Consider the following 16,664-nt stretch of genomic DNA (forward strand, 5'->3'; position numbering starts at 1 on the left):
ATGGCGCAGGATCCGCTGGATGCCACGGCCCAGGCCAAGAGAATCTGGGACGCGGTTCTGCAGGTGCTTCGCTACAGCAACTCACTCACCTCCCGCGATAAGGGATGGTTGGAGGACATCACCCCCGAGGCCGTGTTCGGCACCACTATCGTGTTGCGTGTCTCCTCAAGGGAAACCCAGGAGGCGGTACAGGGTCCGCTGAGCCAGCCCCTCTTCAACGCCCTCCAACTGGTCACCAATCAGGAAATGTTCCCCGCCATCAAAATCGTCTACCCCCAGCAGGCCAATTCGGAACAGGGCGAGAATCCTCAGGCAGGCTTCGTGGGCAGCGGGGAATTCAGGCAGGTCCCCAACACCCAGCCGGATGCAGCCAAGGAAGCTGATGCCCTTCCCTCATATCAGCCCTCCCAGCCGGCCCAAACCGATCAGGGCGAGCAGCAGACTTCAACCGGATGGCAGCCGAACCAGGGAAACCCCGTCTCCCAGGCAGGGGCCGCTCAGGACACCGGTCAAAAGACCCCGATTATTTCGAGCAGCGACTTCCATCAGGGCACCTATGTACCCATGACCCTTGATATGCAGGCGGAACTCGCTGAACAGCCTTCCGTTGTTCCCGTTGGGATACATGAGGGTGAGCAACCGGGTGAGACCTCCCTACCTCAGAAGCACCAACCCTTCTCGGTCCCCCAGTTCCCCATGGGTCAGAACAGGGTGGAGAGGGACTCCGAAACCCATCTCAACAAGAACGCGACCTTTGACACCTTCGTCCCCGGCGACTCCAACCGTTTCGCGAGAACCGTCGCCCTGGCCGTGGCTGAAGGATCCGGGCAGAATTTCAACCCGCTCTGTATTTACGGCAGTTCGGGCCTGGGCAAGACCCACCTGCTCAATGCCATCGGAAATTACGCCCTGGTCAAGGATCCGTCGCTCCGGGTGAGATACGTCAACTCCGAGGAATTCACCAACGAGTTCATTGACGCCCTCCAGAATTCCACCCAGGGGAACGGGCAGATCGCCGAGTTCAACCGACGCTATAGGGAGGTGGATGTCCTCCTGATCGACGACATCCAGTTCCTGGGCGGCAAGGAAGCTACCCTGGACCAGTTCTTCCATACCTTCAATGCCCTGCATGATGCCAACAAGCGCATCGTCATCGCCTCGGACGTTCCACCCAAGAACCTCAAAGGGTTTGAGCAACGGTTGATTTCCCGTTTCGATTCCGGACTGACCGTCGATGTCCAGCCCCCGGACCGTGAAACCCGTGTGGCCATCCTTCGCATGATGGCCTCGATGAACGGGGTCAGCATCCCCAACGAGGTCCTGGATCTGATAGCCGAGCGGTTCACCGAGAACATCAGGGAACTGGAGGGGGCCCTGACCAGGGTCACGGCCGTAGCCAGCCTGAACAATCAGCCGGTCACCCCGGCACTGGCCGAACAGACCCTGCAGGACTTCTTCGCAACCGACATAGAAATCAAGCCGACCGACATCATTACCCAGGTGGCCAAGTACTTCCATCTGACCTTTGATGACATCGTGGGCCGCACCAGGACCAAGAACATCGCTTTGGCCAGGCAGATTGCCATGTACCTGGCCAGGGAGATGACCAGCATGTCCCTGGTCGATATCGGTGAGGTCTTCGGAGGCAGGGATCACACCACGGTCATGCATGCCTATACCCGAATATCCAATGAGATGCAGGAGAAGCGGGAAATCTACAACTATGTCATGGAGTTGACGGTCAGACTCAAACAGCCCACAAACGCATAGCGACACGCTGGTATGCGGGGGATGAATCAGAAAAGTTATCCACTCACTTATCCCCAGATGTGGGCAAACCTTGGGAATAACCCACCGATTTTTCGTGGAAAAGTGGTGGAGTACCCGCGAATAAGCACCCTGAAAATGTGGATATTTCAGAATTCCTCGGCTCCTGTGGATAAATCGGCTTCTTATGCACACTTCCTAACCAGCTTATCCACAATCACCAATCTGCTCTTATCCACCTGGTTGCACGGAAATTAAAACTTATCCACACAATCCACCATGCTTACTACTACGAACTCATGAATATTTATGCAACTCATCATCGTCTCAATCAGACAACCAGGGCAGTCCTGATTGAAAAGCAGACCGGTTCGATAGAATGAATCCAGATCACTCATCGAAAAGAAGGCCCACATGAAAGTCGAAGTCAACTCAGCAGCCTTATCGGACGCCATCGCCTGGACGACGCGCGTCATCCCGTCGCGTCCGGCATCGCCCATCCTGGCCGGCATCAAGCTTGAAGCAGGCGATGGAACACTGAAACTTTCCGCTTTCGATTACGAGGTTTCCGCACGGAACCACATCGAAGCAGGAGTCGACGAACCAGGAACCGCACTGGTTCTGGGCAAACTCCTCGCAGACATAACCAAGTCACTTCCTGCGCAGAAGACCTACCTGTCGACGGAGGGTTCCAAGCTCACCATCACCTCAGGAAAGTCGACCTTCTCACTGCAGCTGATGCCCGATACAGAGTATCCGGACCTCCCTGCAGTTCCCCGAACCATGGGCCAGGTGGATGCCGAGACCTTTGTGCAGTCCATCTCCCAGGCGATCGTCGCCGTTTCCCGTGAGGAGAGCCGACCGGTCCTGACCAGCGTCAAGACCGAAATCAACGGGGACAAGGTGGTCATGACCGCCACCGACCGTTTCCGCCTTTCCCGTTCCAGCTTCACCTGGACTCCGAAGGACAACGACTTCTCCACCTCCATGCTGATTCGAGGCTCCCTCCTGCGCGACATCGCCCGATCCCTGGACGAGCATCAGAACGTTGTCATGGATTATGAGCAGGACAACCCCACCATCATGGGCGTTGAGAACGCCGGGAAGATATCGACCTCCCAGCTGATCGATGGTGAGTTTCCTGCCGTTGATCGGCTTTTCTCGGACGAATATCCGATTCAGGCGGTCATCTCCCGCCAGGAGCTGATCGATGCCATCAAACGTGTTGCCCTGGTGGCCGAACGAAATGCCCCGATCAGGATGCTCTTCTCAGGCCAGGAGGTGACCCTCAGTGCAGGAAGTGCTGATGAGGCCCAGGCCAACGAGGTCCTCCCCGTGGACCTGGATGGCGAGGAAATCACCGTGGCCTTCAACCCCGGCTATCTGATTGATGGTCTCAGCGCCATTACCGAACCGTTCGTCCGGGTCAAGATGACCTCGGCCGTCAAGGCCGTGGAGTTCAACGGGCAGCAGGAGAAGGACTCCGATGAGTCCATGGACTATCGCTACCTGCTGGTTCCCATGCGATTCAACAACTGATCCGTCACCCGCCCGCTTTTGGTCTGCACCGGTTGCGGACCTCTTTTCGAGGAATCCGCAACCGACAGCAGGGCAAGTGGGCCTCCCCCATCCGAGGAAGCGTTCCGTGTACATATCCCGCCTGGTACTGGACCATTACCGTTCCTGGAGCACATGCCTCCTGGATCTGGAACCAGGTGTAACCATCCTCAAGGGCAGGAACGGGCTGGGCAAGACCAATCTCGTCGAGGCCATCGAGGTCCTTTCAACCGGAACCAGCCACCGTGTATCCTCCTCCCTGCCCCTGGTGGAGCGAGGACAGAGCAAGGCCACGGTCAGGGCACGGGTTCAGGGAGACGGTGAATCGGACGACTACGAGCTGACCATCGTAGCCAAGGGGGCCAAAAGGGGCCGTATCAACGGCGGGCCGTCCCTGTATATGCGCAGTCTGGTGGGTCAGGTGCCATGTGTGGCCTTTTCGCCGGAAGACCAGCGCATGGTTTCGGGAGAACCCTCGGTCCGGCGCGCCTTCCTGGACCAGGCCGGCGCCCTTCTGGATCCTGACTACTTCAGGAGCCGACAGGACTTCGCCCATATCGCCCAGCAACGTTCGACCCTGCTCAGGCAGCTGCTCAAACAGGGCGACCAGGGGGCCGACCAACGCAATGCCATCCTTGCAAGTCTGGAAATATGGACCGGGCAGTTCATTCGAGCGGGGTTGGACCTGACCAGACGGCGGGTGGCCCTGGTGGCTGCGCTCGCGGAACCGTTCAGGGCCCTGTATGCCGACCTTGCCGGTCCTGGTCAGGAAGCCAGCCTGGACTATGCCCCATCCCTGGATGAAATCGGCAATCAGACGGTATCCGAAGGTTCGGTAGAGGAGGCCGTCAGCCTTCATTTCCAACGAATCTATCCGGGTGAGGTGGCCCGGGGAACCAATCTGATAGGTCCCCAGCGCGATGACCTGGTCTTCGGACTGAACGGGATGCCAGCCCGTGAATTCGCCTCCAATGGCGAGATGTGGACCCTGGCCCTGGCCTTGAGACTGGCCCTCTTCAAAGTGATTATCCAGTCCAAACAGATCAGGCCGATTGTGGTCCTGGATGATGTCTTCGCCCAGCTTGACGAGGCTCGTAGGAGTCAGATCCTTGCCTTTGCCCGGGATCAGGACCAGGTTCTGATAACCGCTGCGGCGGATGGGGACATCCCCTCGCTGGATGGGGCCCGTCTGGTGGATGTGGATTCCCTGAAGACCGACTCTTCCGAACAGGAGCAGGACGAGGAAATCAGGAAGGCCCTGGCGGATCTGACCCGGAACGGTTCCGTACGGGAGAGTGGCAGGTCATGAGGGCTCCCGTCGTTGAAACACTGCATCTCGATCAACGTCTCCTTCCGGCACGGATCTTCGAGGAGTACACCCGCCAGGCGGCCAAGCAGAAGGATATGAAAGAGAGATCCCTCCAGTCCTGGTTTGAATTCGGCAAGCCGGGCAGGGATCCCAATCGCCTGGGCGGGGTGATTACTTCCTTGGCCACCGGTGGCGGATGGATGCCCCATATGAAGGTGGCCAGTCTACGGAACCGATGGGATACGGTGGTTGGGCCCGGCATAGCCGCCCACTCGCGGGTGGTCTCCTACAAGGACGGTGTCCTGGTCGTCCAGGCCCAGACCACGGTATGGGCCACCCAGCTGACCTACCTGGTCCCACAGCTCAAGGAAGCGATTTCCAAGCGCCTGCAGATGCCTGTGACGGAGGTCAGGGTGACAGGTCCCCACAACTACTCCTTCAGGAGGGGACGTTTTGATCCACCCGGCCGGGGTGTGCGCGACACCTATGGGTGATTCCGAGGAGGAGTGAATCAATCAAGGTACTTCCTGAGCTTTCTGAGAGCCCAAAGTCATATAAGGCTGGTAATCTATAGGACAGACGGTCAAACGCTTTCAAGACCCCTTTATGGACGATTTGGAATGTAATGACCATGGCAAAGTCCTTCGTGCAACCGTGTACGTATCTGATTACCGGGATGGTGCGAAGGTGCAGAAAGGAATACCGTGGCAGATCTTAATGCTGATCCGTCTGAAGATTCACCTGAGCAGGAGGGGTTGAAGCCCCAGGAACAGCTGGACAGTGCCCAGCTGGATGACTCCCTCTCCCCTGGTCATTATGACGCCAGCGATCTGAAGGTTCTGGAGGGGCTGGAGGCCGTGCGCATCCGTCCCGGTATGTATATCGGTTCCACAGGTCCCCGCGGCCTGCACCACCTGGTCTATGAGATCGTCGACAATTCGGTAGACGAGGCGCTCGCCGGGTATGCGGACCATATCGAAGTGACCATCCTTCCCGATAACGGCATCCGCGTTGTCGACAACGGTCGTGGCATCCCCGTTGACGAGGTCCCCGGCGAGGGGAAGAGCGGCGTTGAGGTGGTCATGACCAAGCTCCACGCGGGCGGCAAGTTCGGTGGCGGCGGCTACGCGGTCTCCGGAGGTCTGCACGGCGTGGGCATCTCCGTGGTCAACGCCCTCTCCACCCGCATCGATGTTCAGGTGCGGCGTCAGGGTTATCACTGGCATCAGAGCTTCCGCGACCAGACCCCCAACGCTCCCCTTTCCAAGGATGAACCCCTGGGGCCGGACGAGCATACCGGCACCTCGGTCACCTTCTGGGCGGATCCGGCGATATTCGAAACAACGGAGTATGACTTCGAGACCCTGCGCAGCCGCTTCCAGCAGATGGCCTTCCTCAACAAGGGGCTTCGCATCACCCTTACCGACCTGCGTCCCAATGAAGAGACCGGTGACGAGGTCGCCGGCGAAGAGGAGAACCCGGACGAAAAGGGTCAGACCGTCAGCTATCAGTATGCCAACGGCATCAAGGACTATGTAGACTATATGGTCAAGGTCCGCAAGGCTTCTCCGGTCGAGGAGGACATCATCGATTTCGAGGCCGAGGACCTCGATATGGGCATATCGGCCGAAATCGCCATGCAGTGGACAACCTCCTACTCCGAGTCGGTCCACACCTTCGCCAACACGATTTCGACCACCGAAGGCGGAACCCACGAAGAGGGCTTCCGTGCTGCCCTGACCACCATGGTCAACAGGTACGCCCGGGAGAAGAACATCCTCAAGGAGAAGGACGACAACCTTTCCGGCGACGATGTGCGTGAGGGACTGACGGCCGTCATCTCGGTGAAACTGACCAACCCCCAATTCGAAGGTCAGACCAAGACCAAGCTGGGCAACTCGGAGGCCAAGGCCTTTGTGCAGCGGGTGATGACCGAGCGGATGACCGACTGGTTCGATTCCCACCCATCCGAAGCTAAGAGCATCATCCAGAAGGCCATTGAGGCCTCGCACGCCCGTCTTGCCGCCAAGAAGGCCCGTGAGAACACCCGGCGCAAGTCCATCTTCGAGACGGCGGGCATGCCCGACAAGCTCAAGGACTGCCAGTCCAGCAACCCCGAGGAGTGCGAGCTCTTCATCGTGGAGGGTGATTCCGCAGGCGGTTCCGCCATTCAGGGCCGCAATCCCATGACCCAGGCCATTCTGCCGCTGAGAGGCAAGATCCTCAACACGGAACGGGCCAGCCTGGACCGCATGATGAAGTCCGACACAATCGAATCCCTGATTACGGCCGTCGGCGGCGGTTACGGCGAGGAATTCGACATCAACAAGGTGCGCTACCACAAGGTCATCATCATGGCCGATGCCGATGTTGACGGTGCCCACATCGCCACCCTGAACCTGACCCTCTTCTTCCGCTATATGAGGCCCATGATCGAGGCCGGCTACGTGTACGTGGCCATGCCTCCTCTGTACCGGCTCAAGTGGACCAAGGGCCCCCATGACTTCGTCTACACGGATGCCGAGCGCGACAGGGTGCTGGCCGAGGGCAAGTCCTCCGGCCGTCAGCTCCCTAAGGGTGAGGGAATCCAGCGCTACAAGGGTCTGGGAGAGATGAGCTACCAGGAGCTCTGGGAGACCACCATGGACCCGGAGAACCGCATCCTCAAGAAGATCCACATCGAGGATGCCGAACAGGCCGATGAGACCTTCACCATGCTCATGGGAGACGAGGTCGAACCCCGCCGTCTCTTCATCCAGCGCAACGCCCATGACGCACGGTTCATCGACGCCTGAGCAGGACGCCTCCTCTGTTCACCATTTGAGTTAAGGATCGATTTTGGCAGACGACAACAACAACGGCAATAGTTCGGACCAGGAGGGCATCAACCTGCCCGACGGGTCGCGCGAACCGCTGAGCCCCCAGGAGATGGACAACACCGATTATGGTCTTCTCCAGGGTGAGCGGATTCAGCCCATTGACCTGCAGCAGGAGATGCGAGAGTCCTACCTCTCCTACGCCCTCTCCGTGATTGTGGAGCGTGCACTCCCCGATGTCCGTGATGGCATGAAGCCGGTGCACAGGCGGGTCATCTACGCCATGTACGACGGCGGTTACCGCCCCGACAGGGGATACAACAAGTGCTCCCGCGTTGTGGGCGACGTGATGGGTAAGTACCACCCCCACGGTGACGCGGCCATCTACGACACGATTGTGCGACTGGCCCAGTCCTGGTCCATGCGTTACCCCCTGATCGACGGACAGGGCAACTTCGGCTCCCCTGGCGACGATCCGGCCGCCGCCATGAGGTACACAGAGTGCCGCATGGCGCCCCTGGCCATGGAGATGGTCCGCGATATCGACAAGGACACGGTCGATTTCATCCCCAACTATGACGGCAAGACACAGGAACCGACCGTTCTGCCCTCCCGCTTCCCCAACCTCCTGGTCAACGGTTCGGCCGGTATTGCGGTGGGTATGGCCACCAACATTCCGCCCCACAATCTGCGTGAGGTCGCCCAGGGCGTGCATTGGGCCCTGGACCATCCGGAAGCCTCCAAGGAGGAACTCCTCAATGCCCTGATTAGCATCATCAAGGGGCCTGATTTCCCCACGGGTGCAACCGTCCTGGGACACAAGGGCATCGAACAGGCTTATCGGACCGGCCGTGGTCTCATCACCATGCGGGCCGTGGTCAACACCGAGGAGATCCGTGGCCGCATGTGCCTGGTGGTCACCGAGCTCCCCTACCAGGTCAACCCCGACCGGCTTGCCTCCTCCATCCGTGAGGCCGTGCGTGATGGGAAGATCCAGGGTATTGCCGACATGCGGGACGAGACCTCCGGCCGTACCGGTCAGCGTCTGGTTCTGGTGCTCAAGCGTGATGCCGTGCCCAAGGTGGTTCTGAACAACCTGTACAAGCACACCCAGCTTCAGCAGACCTTCGGTGCCAACATGCTGGCCCTGGTCGACGGGGTGCCGCGCACCCTGAGCCTCGATGCCTTCATCAGGCATTGGGTGGACCACCAGCTGGATGTGGTTGAGCGCCGTACCCGCTACCTCAAGCGCGAGGCCGAGGAACGCGATCACATCCTCCAGGGGTACCTGAAGGCCCTGGATATGATCGATGAGGTCATTGCCCTGATTCGGTCCTCCAAGGACGTCGAATCGGCCCGGACCGGTCTGATGGACCTCCTGGATGTGGACGAGGTCCAGGCCGATGCCATCCTGGCCATGCAGCTGCGCCGTCTGGCCGCTCTGGAACGGCAGAAGATCCTGGACGAGCATGAGGAACTCATGCGCAAGATCGCGGACTACAACGACATTCTGGCCCATCCGGAACGTCAGCGCTCCATCGTGGGCGAAGAGCTCGATGAAATCGTCGACAAGTATGGCGATGAGCGCCGCACCAAGATTGTTCCCTACTCGGGCGAGATGAACGTCGAGGACCTGATTGCCGACGAGAACGTTGTGGTCACGGTCACCCATTCCGGGTTCGTCAAGCGGACCAAGGCGGATGAGTACAGGGCGCAGCACCGTGGAGGCAAGGGTATCCGCGGCACCAAGCTGCGTGAGGACGATGTGGTGGACCACTTCTTCCTGACCAGTACCCATAATTGGCTGCTCTTCTTCACCAACAAGGGCAGGGTGTACCGGATCAAGGCCTATGAGCTGCCCGAGGGGTCCCGCGACTCCAAGGGTCAGCATGTGGCCAACCTCCTCCAGCTGAGTCCGGGCGAGAATATCGAACAGGTCCTCTCCCTGCACGGATATGACGACGCGGAGTACCTGGTCCTGGCCACTCGGTCCGGCAAGGTCAAGAAGACCCGCCTGGCCGAGTACGATTCGCCCCGCCAGGGCGGCCTGATCGCCGTTCGTCTGATGGAACTCGGCGCGGCCGAGGGCGGTGAAGATGGGCAGGACGGTGTGCTGACCGATGAACTGGTTGGTGCCGCACTCTGCAACGCGAAGGATGACATCATCCTGGTTTCCCGCAAGGGTATGAGTGTCAAGTTCCCCGGCAACGACGAGACCTTGCGCCCCATGGGCCGGCAGACCACCGGTGTTCAGGGAATGAAGTTCCGCGAGGGTGATGAACTGCTCAGCATGGACGTTGTCACCGAGGAGTCCGACGAGGACCTCCTGGTGGTCACCGATGAGGGCTTTGCCAAGCGTACGGCCCTGAGCGAGTACCGTCTCCAAGGACGTAATGGATACGGGGTCAAGGCCATTGCCATGGTCGAAGGCCGTGGATCACTGGTGGGTGCCCTGGTGGTGGATGAGGATGACCAGATCATGGCCATCATGAAGTCAGGCAAGGTAATCCGTTCCGACGTGGCCGAGGTCAAGCGGACCGGACGCAACACACAAGGCGTGACACTGGCCAAGCCCGACAAGGGTGACGAGATTCTCTCGATTGCCAGGAACGCCGAAAAGGACGAGGCCGACCAGGAGACGGATGGTGCCTCCTCCGATCAGGGCGAGGTCATCGCCCAGGCCGCTCCCCTGGCTGCACAGGAACAGCCCATCGCCACTACGGGTACCGGCGAATCCGCCCCTGCCGACAGCGGATCCGAGGGTGACGGGGAATGACATCTGCTGCGATGGGCGGTGTAATGCCGCCCATCCGGTGGGATGGCCCGTCTACAAAGGTTGGTAGTCTCAATACAGGTATCCAGGTCCCGGGTGGTGGGTCCGCAACAGTCAAGGAGTGCCGATGAGCCAGAACAAACAGGAAAAGGCCAAGGCTGAAAAGTCTCAGACGGTCAAGGCTAAGGTTCAGTCTGACAAGTCAGCTACCGGGCCCAGGGTGAGTGGCGGCAAGTCATCGGCTACAGGTGCGTCTCCATCCAAGCGCAGGTCGTCATCTTCGACTTCATCTGTTGTGCCACAGCCAGGTACGTCAACGGCTTCGGCCGCCGCGTCGACTCCAGGCAGGACCTCGGCGTCTTCGGGCAAGTCTGCGGCTCCGGCTTCGAAGCTGGCTCGGAATGGTGCACCGGTGGCGGGTACGGTACCGGCCCCGCTCAGGTCGTCGGTTGCAGGCGGGGCCAAGAGCACCGCTCAGCCGATTGCCGCGCGTTCCGCCAGGACCACAGCCCAGGATTCCACATCGGCTCAAGCTCGGACATCGACTTCGACGGGTTCAAAACCCCATGTTCCCAGGGCCAGGCGCATGCAGCTCTCCTTGACACGCTTGGATCCTTGGTCGGTGGCCAAGGTCACCTTCCTCCTGTCCATTGCCGCAGGCATTATCCGGGTGGTGGCAGCGGCCCTGCTTTGGATTCTCCTCAACATGATAGGGCTCTTCGATAATCTGACCCAGGTCGTATCGAAGACCGGCCTGGATGCCGGTGGTTTCGACTTCGGCCAGGTGATGAGCCTGGGTACGGTATTGAGTTCGGTCACCATCTACTCTATTTTCAAGATTGTCGTGGTTGTGGTCCTGGTGACGATTTTCGCCTTCCTCTATAACATGGTCAGCTCTCTGGTGGGTGGTATCCATGTGACCCTGGGTGACGACTGACCTCTTGCACTACCGTGCCGACCGCCGCCGGTGTCTTCATTCCCTGGGAATGATCGCGCCGACGGCGGTCTTGTCATAAGCTGGAGGTGTGCTTTCGACATATCTGGGTTATTTCAGCGGGTCCTTCGGCATATCCCTGATTTTCTGGCCCCTTACCTCGCTCCTGCTGACGCTGCCCATCCTTGCCCTGATATACAACCGCTATCACCGCCTACGCCTGGTTTCGGCCCTGACGGCCTACCTGGTCATCCTCTATCTCCTTGCCCTGGTCTTCTTCACACTCTGGCCGATGCCGGACGACAGGGAGGCGTTCTGTGCCACCCACCACCTGCATCCCCAACTCAACCCTCTGCAGTTCATGACGGATCTGAGCGCAGGTGGGCGTATGGCCCTCCTCCAGATCCTGCTGAATGTGGTCTTCTTCCTCCCTCTGGGCTTCATTATGGGCAGGGTCTGCCGGTGGAGGTTGCGACTGGCCCTGCCGGTCGGATTCCTGGTCTCGCTCTTCATTGAAACAGCCCAGGGCACAGGGGCTTTCGGTCTTGTAGGGTGCGCCTACCGCCTTTTTGATGTGGATGACCTGATATGGAACACCTCCGGTGCCCTGATCGGGTATCTGGTTGCCCTGGTGGTCAACCGCCTTCTGCCCACCAAGCAGACCGACGCGGCGGAACTCGTCACCAGGCCGGGCTTCCTGCATCGCTGTGTGGCCCTGGCGGTGGACCTGGTGCTGTGCTACACCCTCTCCATGTCACTGGGGTTGGGATTGACCTATGCCGTGCATAAGTTGGCCACCTATCAGCTGGACGGAAGTTACCGGTTGGGTCTTCTGGTGGTGGATCCCAGTCATCTGAGGGGCATGGTGACCATCCTGGATGTGTTGCTGCTCGTGCTTTTTGAGCTGCTGATTCCCCTGCTCAGGAGAGGCAAGACACTGGGTGCCACCTTCACCCACATGACCGTGGAGACCAAGGTCCGAAGGGGCTGGTCGCGGGTTGTCTTCTATGCCTTCCGCACGGCGGTGATTCTGGCCATCTTCGGTCCATGGACGGGAACCATGCGTCAATGGACCCTCCTGCTTGCGGTGGTTCTCTTCATCTTCTACCTGTTCAAGCGGCAGATGCCTTACGACTTGCTGCCCGGGCAGGACTGGTCCCATCAGCCCTCCCCCGCAGTGCGCTGAACCCGGTAAAGGAATCGGTCTGCCGGGCGGATATCCGAAACAACGCCATCCGCACGGCATCAGGATGATTCTGATTGCCTGGTCTTCTTCGGGTGCCGTTGAATGCGGACCTCCGAAATCAGGATGGCAATGAAGATGACGGCGAAACCGATCAGGTGGGTTCCAGCCAGCTCCTCGTGCATGACCAGAACCGAGACCAGCATCCCAAACAGGCTCTCAGAGCACAGAATCAGCGAACCTTGGGCCGCAGGTACCTGTGAGAAGGCGATGTTCTGGAAGTTCTGCGCAATCAGCGTGGAAACCAATGTCAGATAAACCATGGACCACAGTGTCCGTGGAGGGAAATTGGCCAGGCCCGGCACAGGATCGAACAAGAGGGCACATCCCAAAAAGAGGATGGCGGCGATGAAGAGCTCCAGGTAGGTCAGGGTCGGGACGTCGAACTCCTTGGTCAGGAAGCCGGTCACGACCAGGTTCACCCCGTAAAGGAGCGCCCCGCCCAGGGTCAACAGGTCTCCGATACTCAGCGATAACCCTATCTCCCCCACTCCCCCATGGGCAGGCAGCGATATCAGAGCCACGCCGACGATGCAGATGGCTGCGGCAACGAAGTTTCGTATGGCCGGCCGTCGTCTGGTCATGATCCAGACCAAAAACGGTACGAACACACAGTAGATCGCAGTCAGGAAGGAGTTCCTCCCGGGTGCGATTGTGGTCAGTCCCATCGTCTGCAGGCTGAATGCAGCCCAATACGTTACCCCCAGAATCAATCCTGGGACCAGCATGTTGACCAGGTTCACCCGCCGGAGCCGGGGCATGAGGAAGGGTGTCATGATAATCAAGGCACACAGGAGTCTGATGCCCATCAACCAACGAACGGAAAGGGTCTCTAAGACGATTTTCTCAAAGGTGTACCCGGCTCCCCAGGCGGCAGCTGCGAGGATCAGCATGAATCTGGCCAGCCAGGGTGACGGTTTCCACACGGGGGACTCAACGATACGCACACATAAAGTCTAATCGCTCACGGCCGGTCGCCGATGCCGGTGCGTTTGCCGCTCCATGGTAGGGATTGAACCTGTCCGCCCTGTGCGCAAGAGCCTCGCCTCATGCCCTATGGAAGACCATATGTGTGATAATAAAGGATACGAAATTCGCTGAGCCCAACATTTGGATGCGGCAGGAACCACGGGAACGAGGATGGCACATGGAGACGATTCGAATCGCGGTAGTGGACGACGATTCAATCAGTAGCCAGCGCATGGTGGACTATCTCCATAAATATGAAAAGGACAAGGAGGAGAAATTCGCCGTTTCCGTCTTCGACGACGGCAGGGAATTCGCTGAAGGCTACTCCCCCATCTACGACATCCTCCTGCTGGATATTCAGATGAAGCGCATGGACGGCATTGAAGTTGCCCGCCGTGTGCGCTCGCGGGATGATTCGGTCGTCATAGTCTTCATCACCTCAGCGCCGCAGTATGCCATCAACGGGTACAAGGTGGGTGCCTTGTCCTACCTGCTCAAGCCGCTCCCCTGGTTCGCCTTCTCCCAGGAAATGGAGCGGTGCATAGCCCAGGTACGCGGCAGGGTGGAACGGTCCCTCCTGGTCAGCGAGGGAGCCAAGTCAAGGCGGGTGCCTCTCAGTGACATCGTGTTTGTGGAGTCGGTCAGGCACAGCTGCGTCATGCACACCCTCTCTGACCGGTTGACGATCACGGCCACCCTGAAAAACCTCGAAACCCAGTTGGCCGATCAGGACTTCTTCCGGTCCAATTCCTGCTATCTGGTCAACCTGGCCCACGTGGTCGGGATGGAGTCCCAGGACTGCATCATGTCGACCGGTGAACGACTCAGGGTCAGCCGCCCACGGAAAAAGGCCTTCATGACAGCTTTGGCCGCTTACGTGGGCGGCCGTATATGAACCAGATACTCAACGCCCTACCTGACATTCCGCGCCTGTACACGGCCATCAGCGAATGGGTGGCGTGCCTGGTCTACCTCATGTCCATCAGCTGCCGTAAACCGCCCAAACGGACGATACCGGTCCTGGTTGTAGGGCTTGGTGTACTTATCGGGGTCCAGTACTGGGCGGGGTCGCTACCCATAGCCTTCTGGATTTTCAGCATGTGCGTGGCCGTGGCCTGTATGTACAGCATCATCATGCTGGCCTCCTCCATGCAGGCCCTGACCGGTGCCTACGTGCTTGCAAGGGCCTTTGTCCTGGCAGAGCTCATTGCCTCCCTCCACTGGCAGATTGACTCATTCCTGCGTCCTCCCACGAGCACGATCCATGCGCCGGCTTCGATTGCCCTGCTGGTGGCGATATACGGCGGCTGCGGTTTCCTTGCCTGGTGGGGGGAGCGCCGTAATTTCGGTGTCGGGGATATAGACCCGCCCGGGCGTAGCGTTTTCATTGCGGCCACCATATCGGTCGTCACCTTCGCCATGTCCAATCTGAGCTTCGTTTCGACCAATACCCCCTTTTCGGGCCGGGTCGGCCTGGAGGTCTTCTACATCAGGACCCTGGTTGACCTGTGCGGCTTCGCCCTGCTCTATGCCCAGCAAGAGCAGGTCAGGGAGAACCAGGCCAGTGCCGAGCTGGCCTCCATCAACGCCCGGGCCTACAGTCAGCACCGTGAGTATATGCGGTCAAAGGAGAACCTTGAGGCGATGGGGCGGCTGGCTCATGACCTGAAGCACCAGATAGCCGCATTGAGGACTGAAATCGACCCTGAGAGGCAGTCACGCAACTTCGAAGAACTCGAGGCCTCCATACAGCGGTACGGATCTCAGCAGCACACCGGCAACCCCGTCCTGGATGTGGTTCTGTCGACCAAGGAACGCATCTGTGCCGACAGTGGGATTACCCTGACTGTGGTGGCCGATGGGTCCCTCCTGGCCGGTATGACCCCCATTGATGTATCGACCCTGTTCGGCAATGCCCTGGACAACGCCATCGAGGCGTTGAAGAAGGTGGACAATCCGGATCGCAGACTGATCAAGGTGGCACTCTTCTCCAGGGACCGATTCGCGGTCCTGCAAATCGATAACACCTATGCCTCCCACCTGAACTGGAAGGCCAACGGGGAACTGGCCACCACCAAGAGGGACAATGTCCTGCATGGATACGGCGTCAAGTCGATACGCCATATAGCCCACAAGTACCAGGGGGAGATGACCCTGAGGGCGAAGGACCACTGGTTCCACCTGTGTGTGCTCCTGCCCATGGTCAATGGTCAGTTGAAGCCTACAGCAGCCTCGGCCACCCTGTAACCCAGCCGAATGGCCACTCGTCCCGGTCTGCCCGGCATGTTGATGAGTTTGCAGAGTAGGGTCGAGCGCACATCATGCGAAATGGCGGAGGAGTGGTCCTCCAGTCGGCTCCAGAGCATGTCCTTGTTCTGATAATTCTGCGGATCCTTGGACAGAATCAGGAAGACCGAGGTGACCACGCAGTTGATGGCCAGATAGTGAATCATGTAGCGGTACAGCCCATCCGACACCTGGCCCGGCTCGGGGGTGGCCTCGACCATGAGACCGTTGACCCTGAGCAGCTGGTCCACTCTGGAAACCATGACCGAGGTCTGGACGGACTGGCCCTCACGGCCTGTGTGATAGCGGTAAAAGTCCGTATCCAGGTACATCAGGCTTGTCACATAGGGGAGGGGCTGATACGAATAGATGAAATCAACGTAGTATGTATGCTCAGGCAGGTGGGTTGCGGCACGTTGCAGAACCTCGCGGCGGAAGATCAGGGCGTGCATGATCATGTACTGGGCCATTCCGAACCTGCCGAGATGATTCCAATCCAGAACCCTGTCCGACGGCATGACGCTCCGGAAGTTGATGACCTGCTTGTGGTGCCGCCCCTCTTTTTCATAGACGTAATTGGTTACGACCATATCGACAGGATGCGAGCTGGTGGCCTGGGTCCGCAGCCTGTCGAGTACGAGTCCCAGGGAGTCGGTATCGACCCAGTCGTCGGCGTCCACCACTTTTACATACAGGCCTTGCGCCTGTGACAATCCTGCGTTGACCGCACCGCCATGGCCCTTGTTCTCCTGCTTGATCAGACGAACAATCCCAGGGTGCCTTACCTCATAATCGTGGGAGAGCTTCGCTGTGTCGTCGGTCGATCCATCATCCACGACGATGATTTCCAGGTCCTCGGCCGCTTGCGACAGTAGGGAGTTCAGGCAGGTATCCAGATGATCGGCCATGTTGTAGGCCGGGATGATGAAGGTGATGACAGGTCGGTCGTCGGCTCGTGTGGACGATGTCATGAACGGAATCACCTCATGTGTATGACGGGTTGTGTGAGG

General features: G+C 59.1%; 12 protein-coding genes. 10 read left to right on the top strand and 2 right to left on the bottom strand.

The window, feature by feature from the left end; genetic code table 11:
• The 8 genes from dnaA to bcor_RS00040 all read left to right on the top strand — a co-directional run bounded on the left by dnaA (position 1) and on the right by bcor_RS00040 (position 12,342).
• Positions 1-1,770: a chromosomal replication initiator protein DnaA gene (dnaA, locus tag bcor_RS00005; protein WP_033498481.1), complete on the top strand. Its 1,770-nt coding sequence runs from the start codon at positions 1-3 to the stop codon at positions 1,768-1,770.
• A 411-nt stretch (positions 1,771-2,181) separates the two neighbouring features.
• Positions 2,182-3,306: a DNA polymerase III subunit beta gene (gene dnaN / locus bcor_RS00010; protein WP_033498482.1), complete on the top strand. Its 1,125-nt coding sequence runs from the start codon at positions 2,182-2,184 to the stop codon at positions 3,304-3,306.
• Positions 3,307-3,412: 106 nt separating this feature from the next.
• Positions 3,413-4,633, top strand: coding sequence for a DNA replication/repair protein RecF (recF, locus tag bcor_RS00015; protein ID WP_033498483.1), 1,221 nt, complete (start codon positions 3,413-3,415; stop codon positions 4,631-4,633).
• Positions 4,630-5,127, top strand: coding sequence for a DciA family protein (locus tag bcor_RS00020; RefSeq protein WP_033491027.1), 498 nt, complete (start codon positions 4,630-4,632; stop codon positions 5,125-5,127). The genes recF and bcor_RS00020 overlap by 4 nt, the downstream gene beginning before the upstream one ends.
• Positions 5,128-5,388: 261 nt before the next feature.
• The gene (gene gyrB / locus bcor_RS00025; protein WP_202961036.1) at positions 5,389-7,428 is read left to right on the top strand and encodes a DNA topoisomerase (ATP-hydrolyzing) subunit B; all 2,040 of its coding nucleotides are present in this window, start codon (positions 5,389-5,391) and stop codon (positions 7,426-7,428) included.
• 43 nt (positions 7,429-7,471) lie between these two features.
• Positions 7,472-10,225, top strand: a complete 2,754-nt coding sequence (gyrA, locus tag bcor_RS00030; RefSeq protein ID WP_033498485.1) for a DNA gyrase subunit A — start codon at positions 7,472-7,474, stop codon at positions 10,223-10,225.
• A 478-nt stretch (positions 10,226-10,703) separates the two neighbouring features.
• Entirely contained in the window at positions 10,704-11,159 is a 456-nt protein-coding gene (locus bcor_RS07470; RefSeq protein WP_045920943.1) for a DUF3566 domain-containing protein, read from the top strand.
• Positions 11,160-11,247: 88 nt separating this feature from the next.
• Positions 11,248-12,342, top strand: coding sequence for a VanZ family protein (locus tag bcor_RS00040; RefSeq protein ID WP_238548551.1), 1,095 nt, complete (start codon positions 11,248-11,250; stop codon positions 12,340-12,342).
• Positions 12,343-12,401: 59 nt separating this feature from the next.
• Here the strand turns inward: bcor_RS00040 and bcor_RS00045 are convergent, their stop codons facing one another.
• Positions 12,402-13,346 (bottom strand): DMT family transporter, encoded by a 945-nt coding sequence (locus bcor_RS00045; RefSeq protein WP_148301941.1) that lies wholly within the window; start codon positions 13,344-13,346, stop codon positions 12,402-12,404.
• Positions 13,347-13,546: 200 nt separating this feature from the next.
• Here bcor_RS00045 and bcor_RS00050 point away from each other — a divergent pair, with 200 nt between their 5' ends.
• Both bcor_RS00050 and bcor_RS00055 read left to right on the top strand, forming a co-directional pair.
• Positions 13,547-14,263, top strand: coding sequence for a LytR/AlgR family response regulator transcription factor (locus bcor_RS00050; protein ID WP_033491024.1), 717 nt, complete (start codon positions 13,547-13,549; stop codon positions 14,261-14,263).
• Positions 14,260-15,615 (top strand): sensor histidine kinase, encoded by a 1,356-nt coding sequence (locus tag bcor_RS00055; protein WP_033498486.1) that lies wholly within the window; start codon positions 14,260-14,262, stop codon positions 15,613-15,615. The genes bcor_RS00050 and bcor_RS00055 overlap by 4 nt, the downstream gene beginning before the upstream one ends.
• On the opposite strand, the gene bcor_RS00060 is transcribed toward bcor_RS00055, so the two are convergent.
• Positions 15,579-16,625, bottom strand: a complete 1,047-nt coding sequence (locus bcor_RS00060; RefSeq protein WP_033498487.1) for a glycosyltransferase family 2 protein — start codon at positions 16,623-16,625, stop codon at positions 15,579-15,581. The genes bcor_RS00055 and bcor_RS00060 overlap by 37 nt on opposite strands.
• Positions 16,626-16,664 lie beyond the last annotated feature (39 nt).

It is taken from the genome of Bifidobacterium coryneforme (assembly GCF_000737865.1).
GTDB classification, from domain to species: domain Bacteria; phylum Actinomycetota; class Actinomycetes; order Actinomycetales; family Bifidobacteriaceae; genus Bombiscardovia; species Bombiscardovia coryneformis.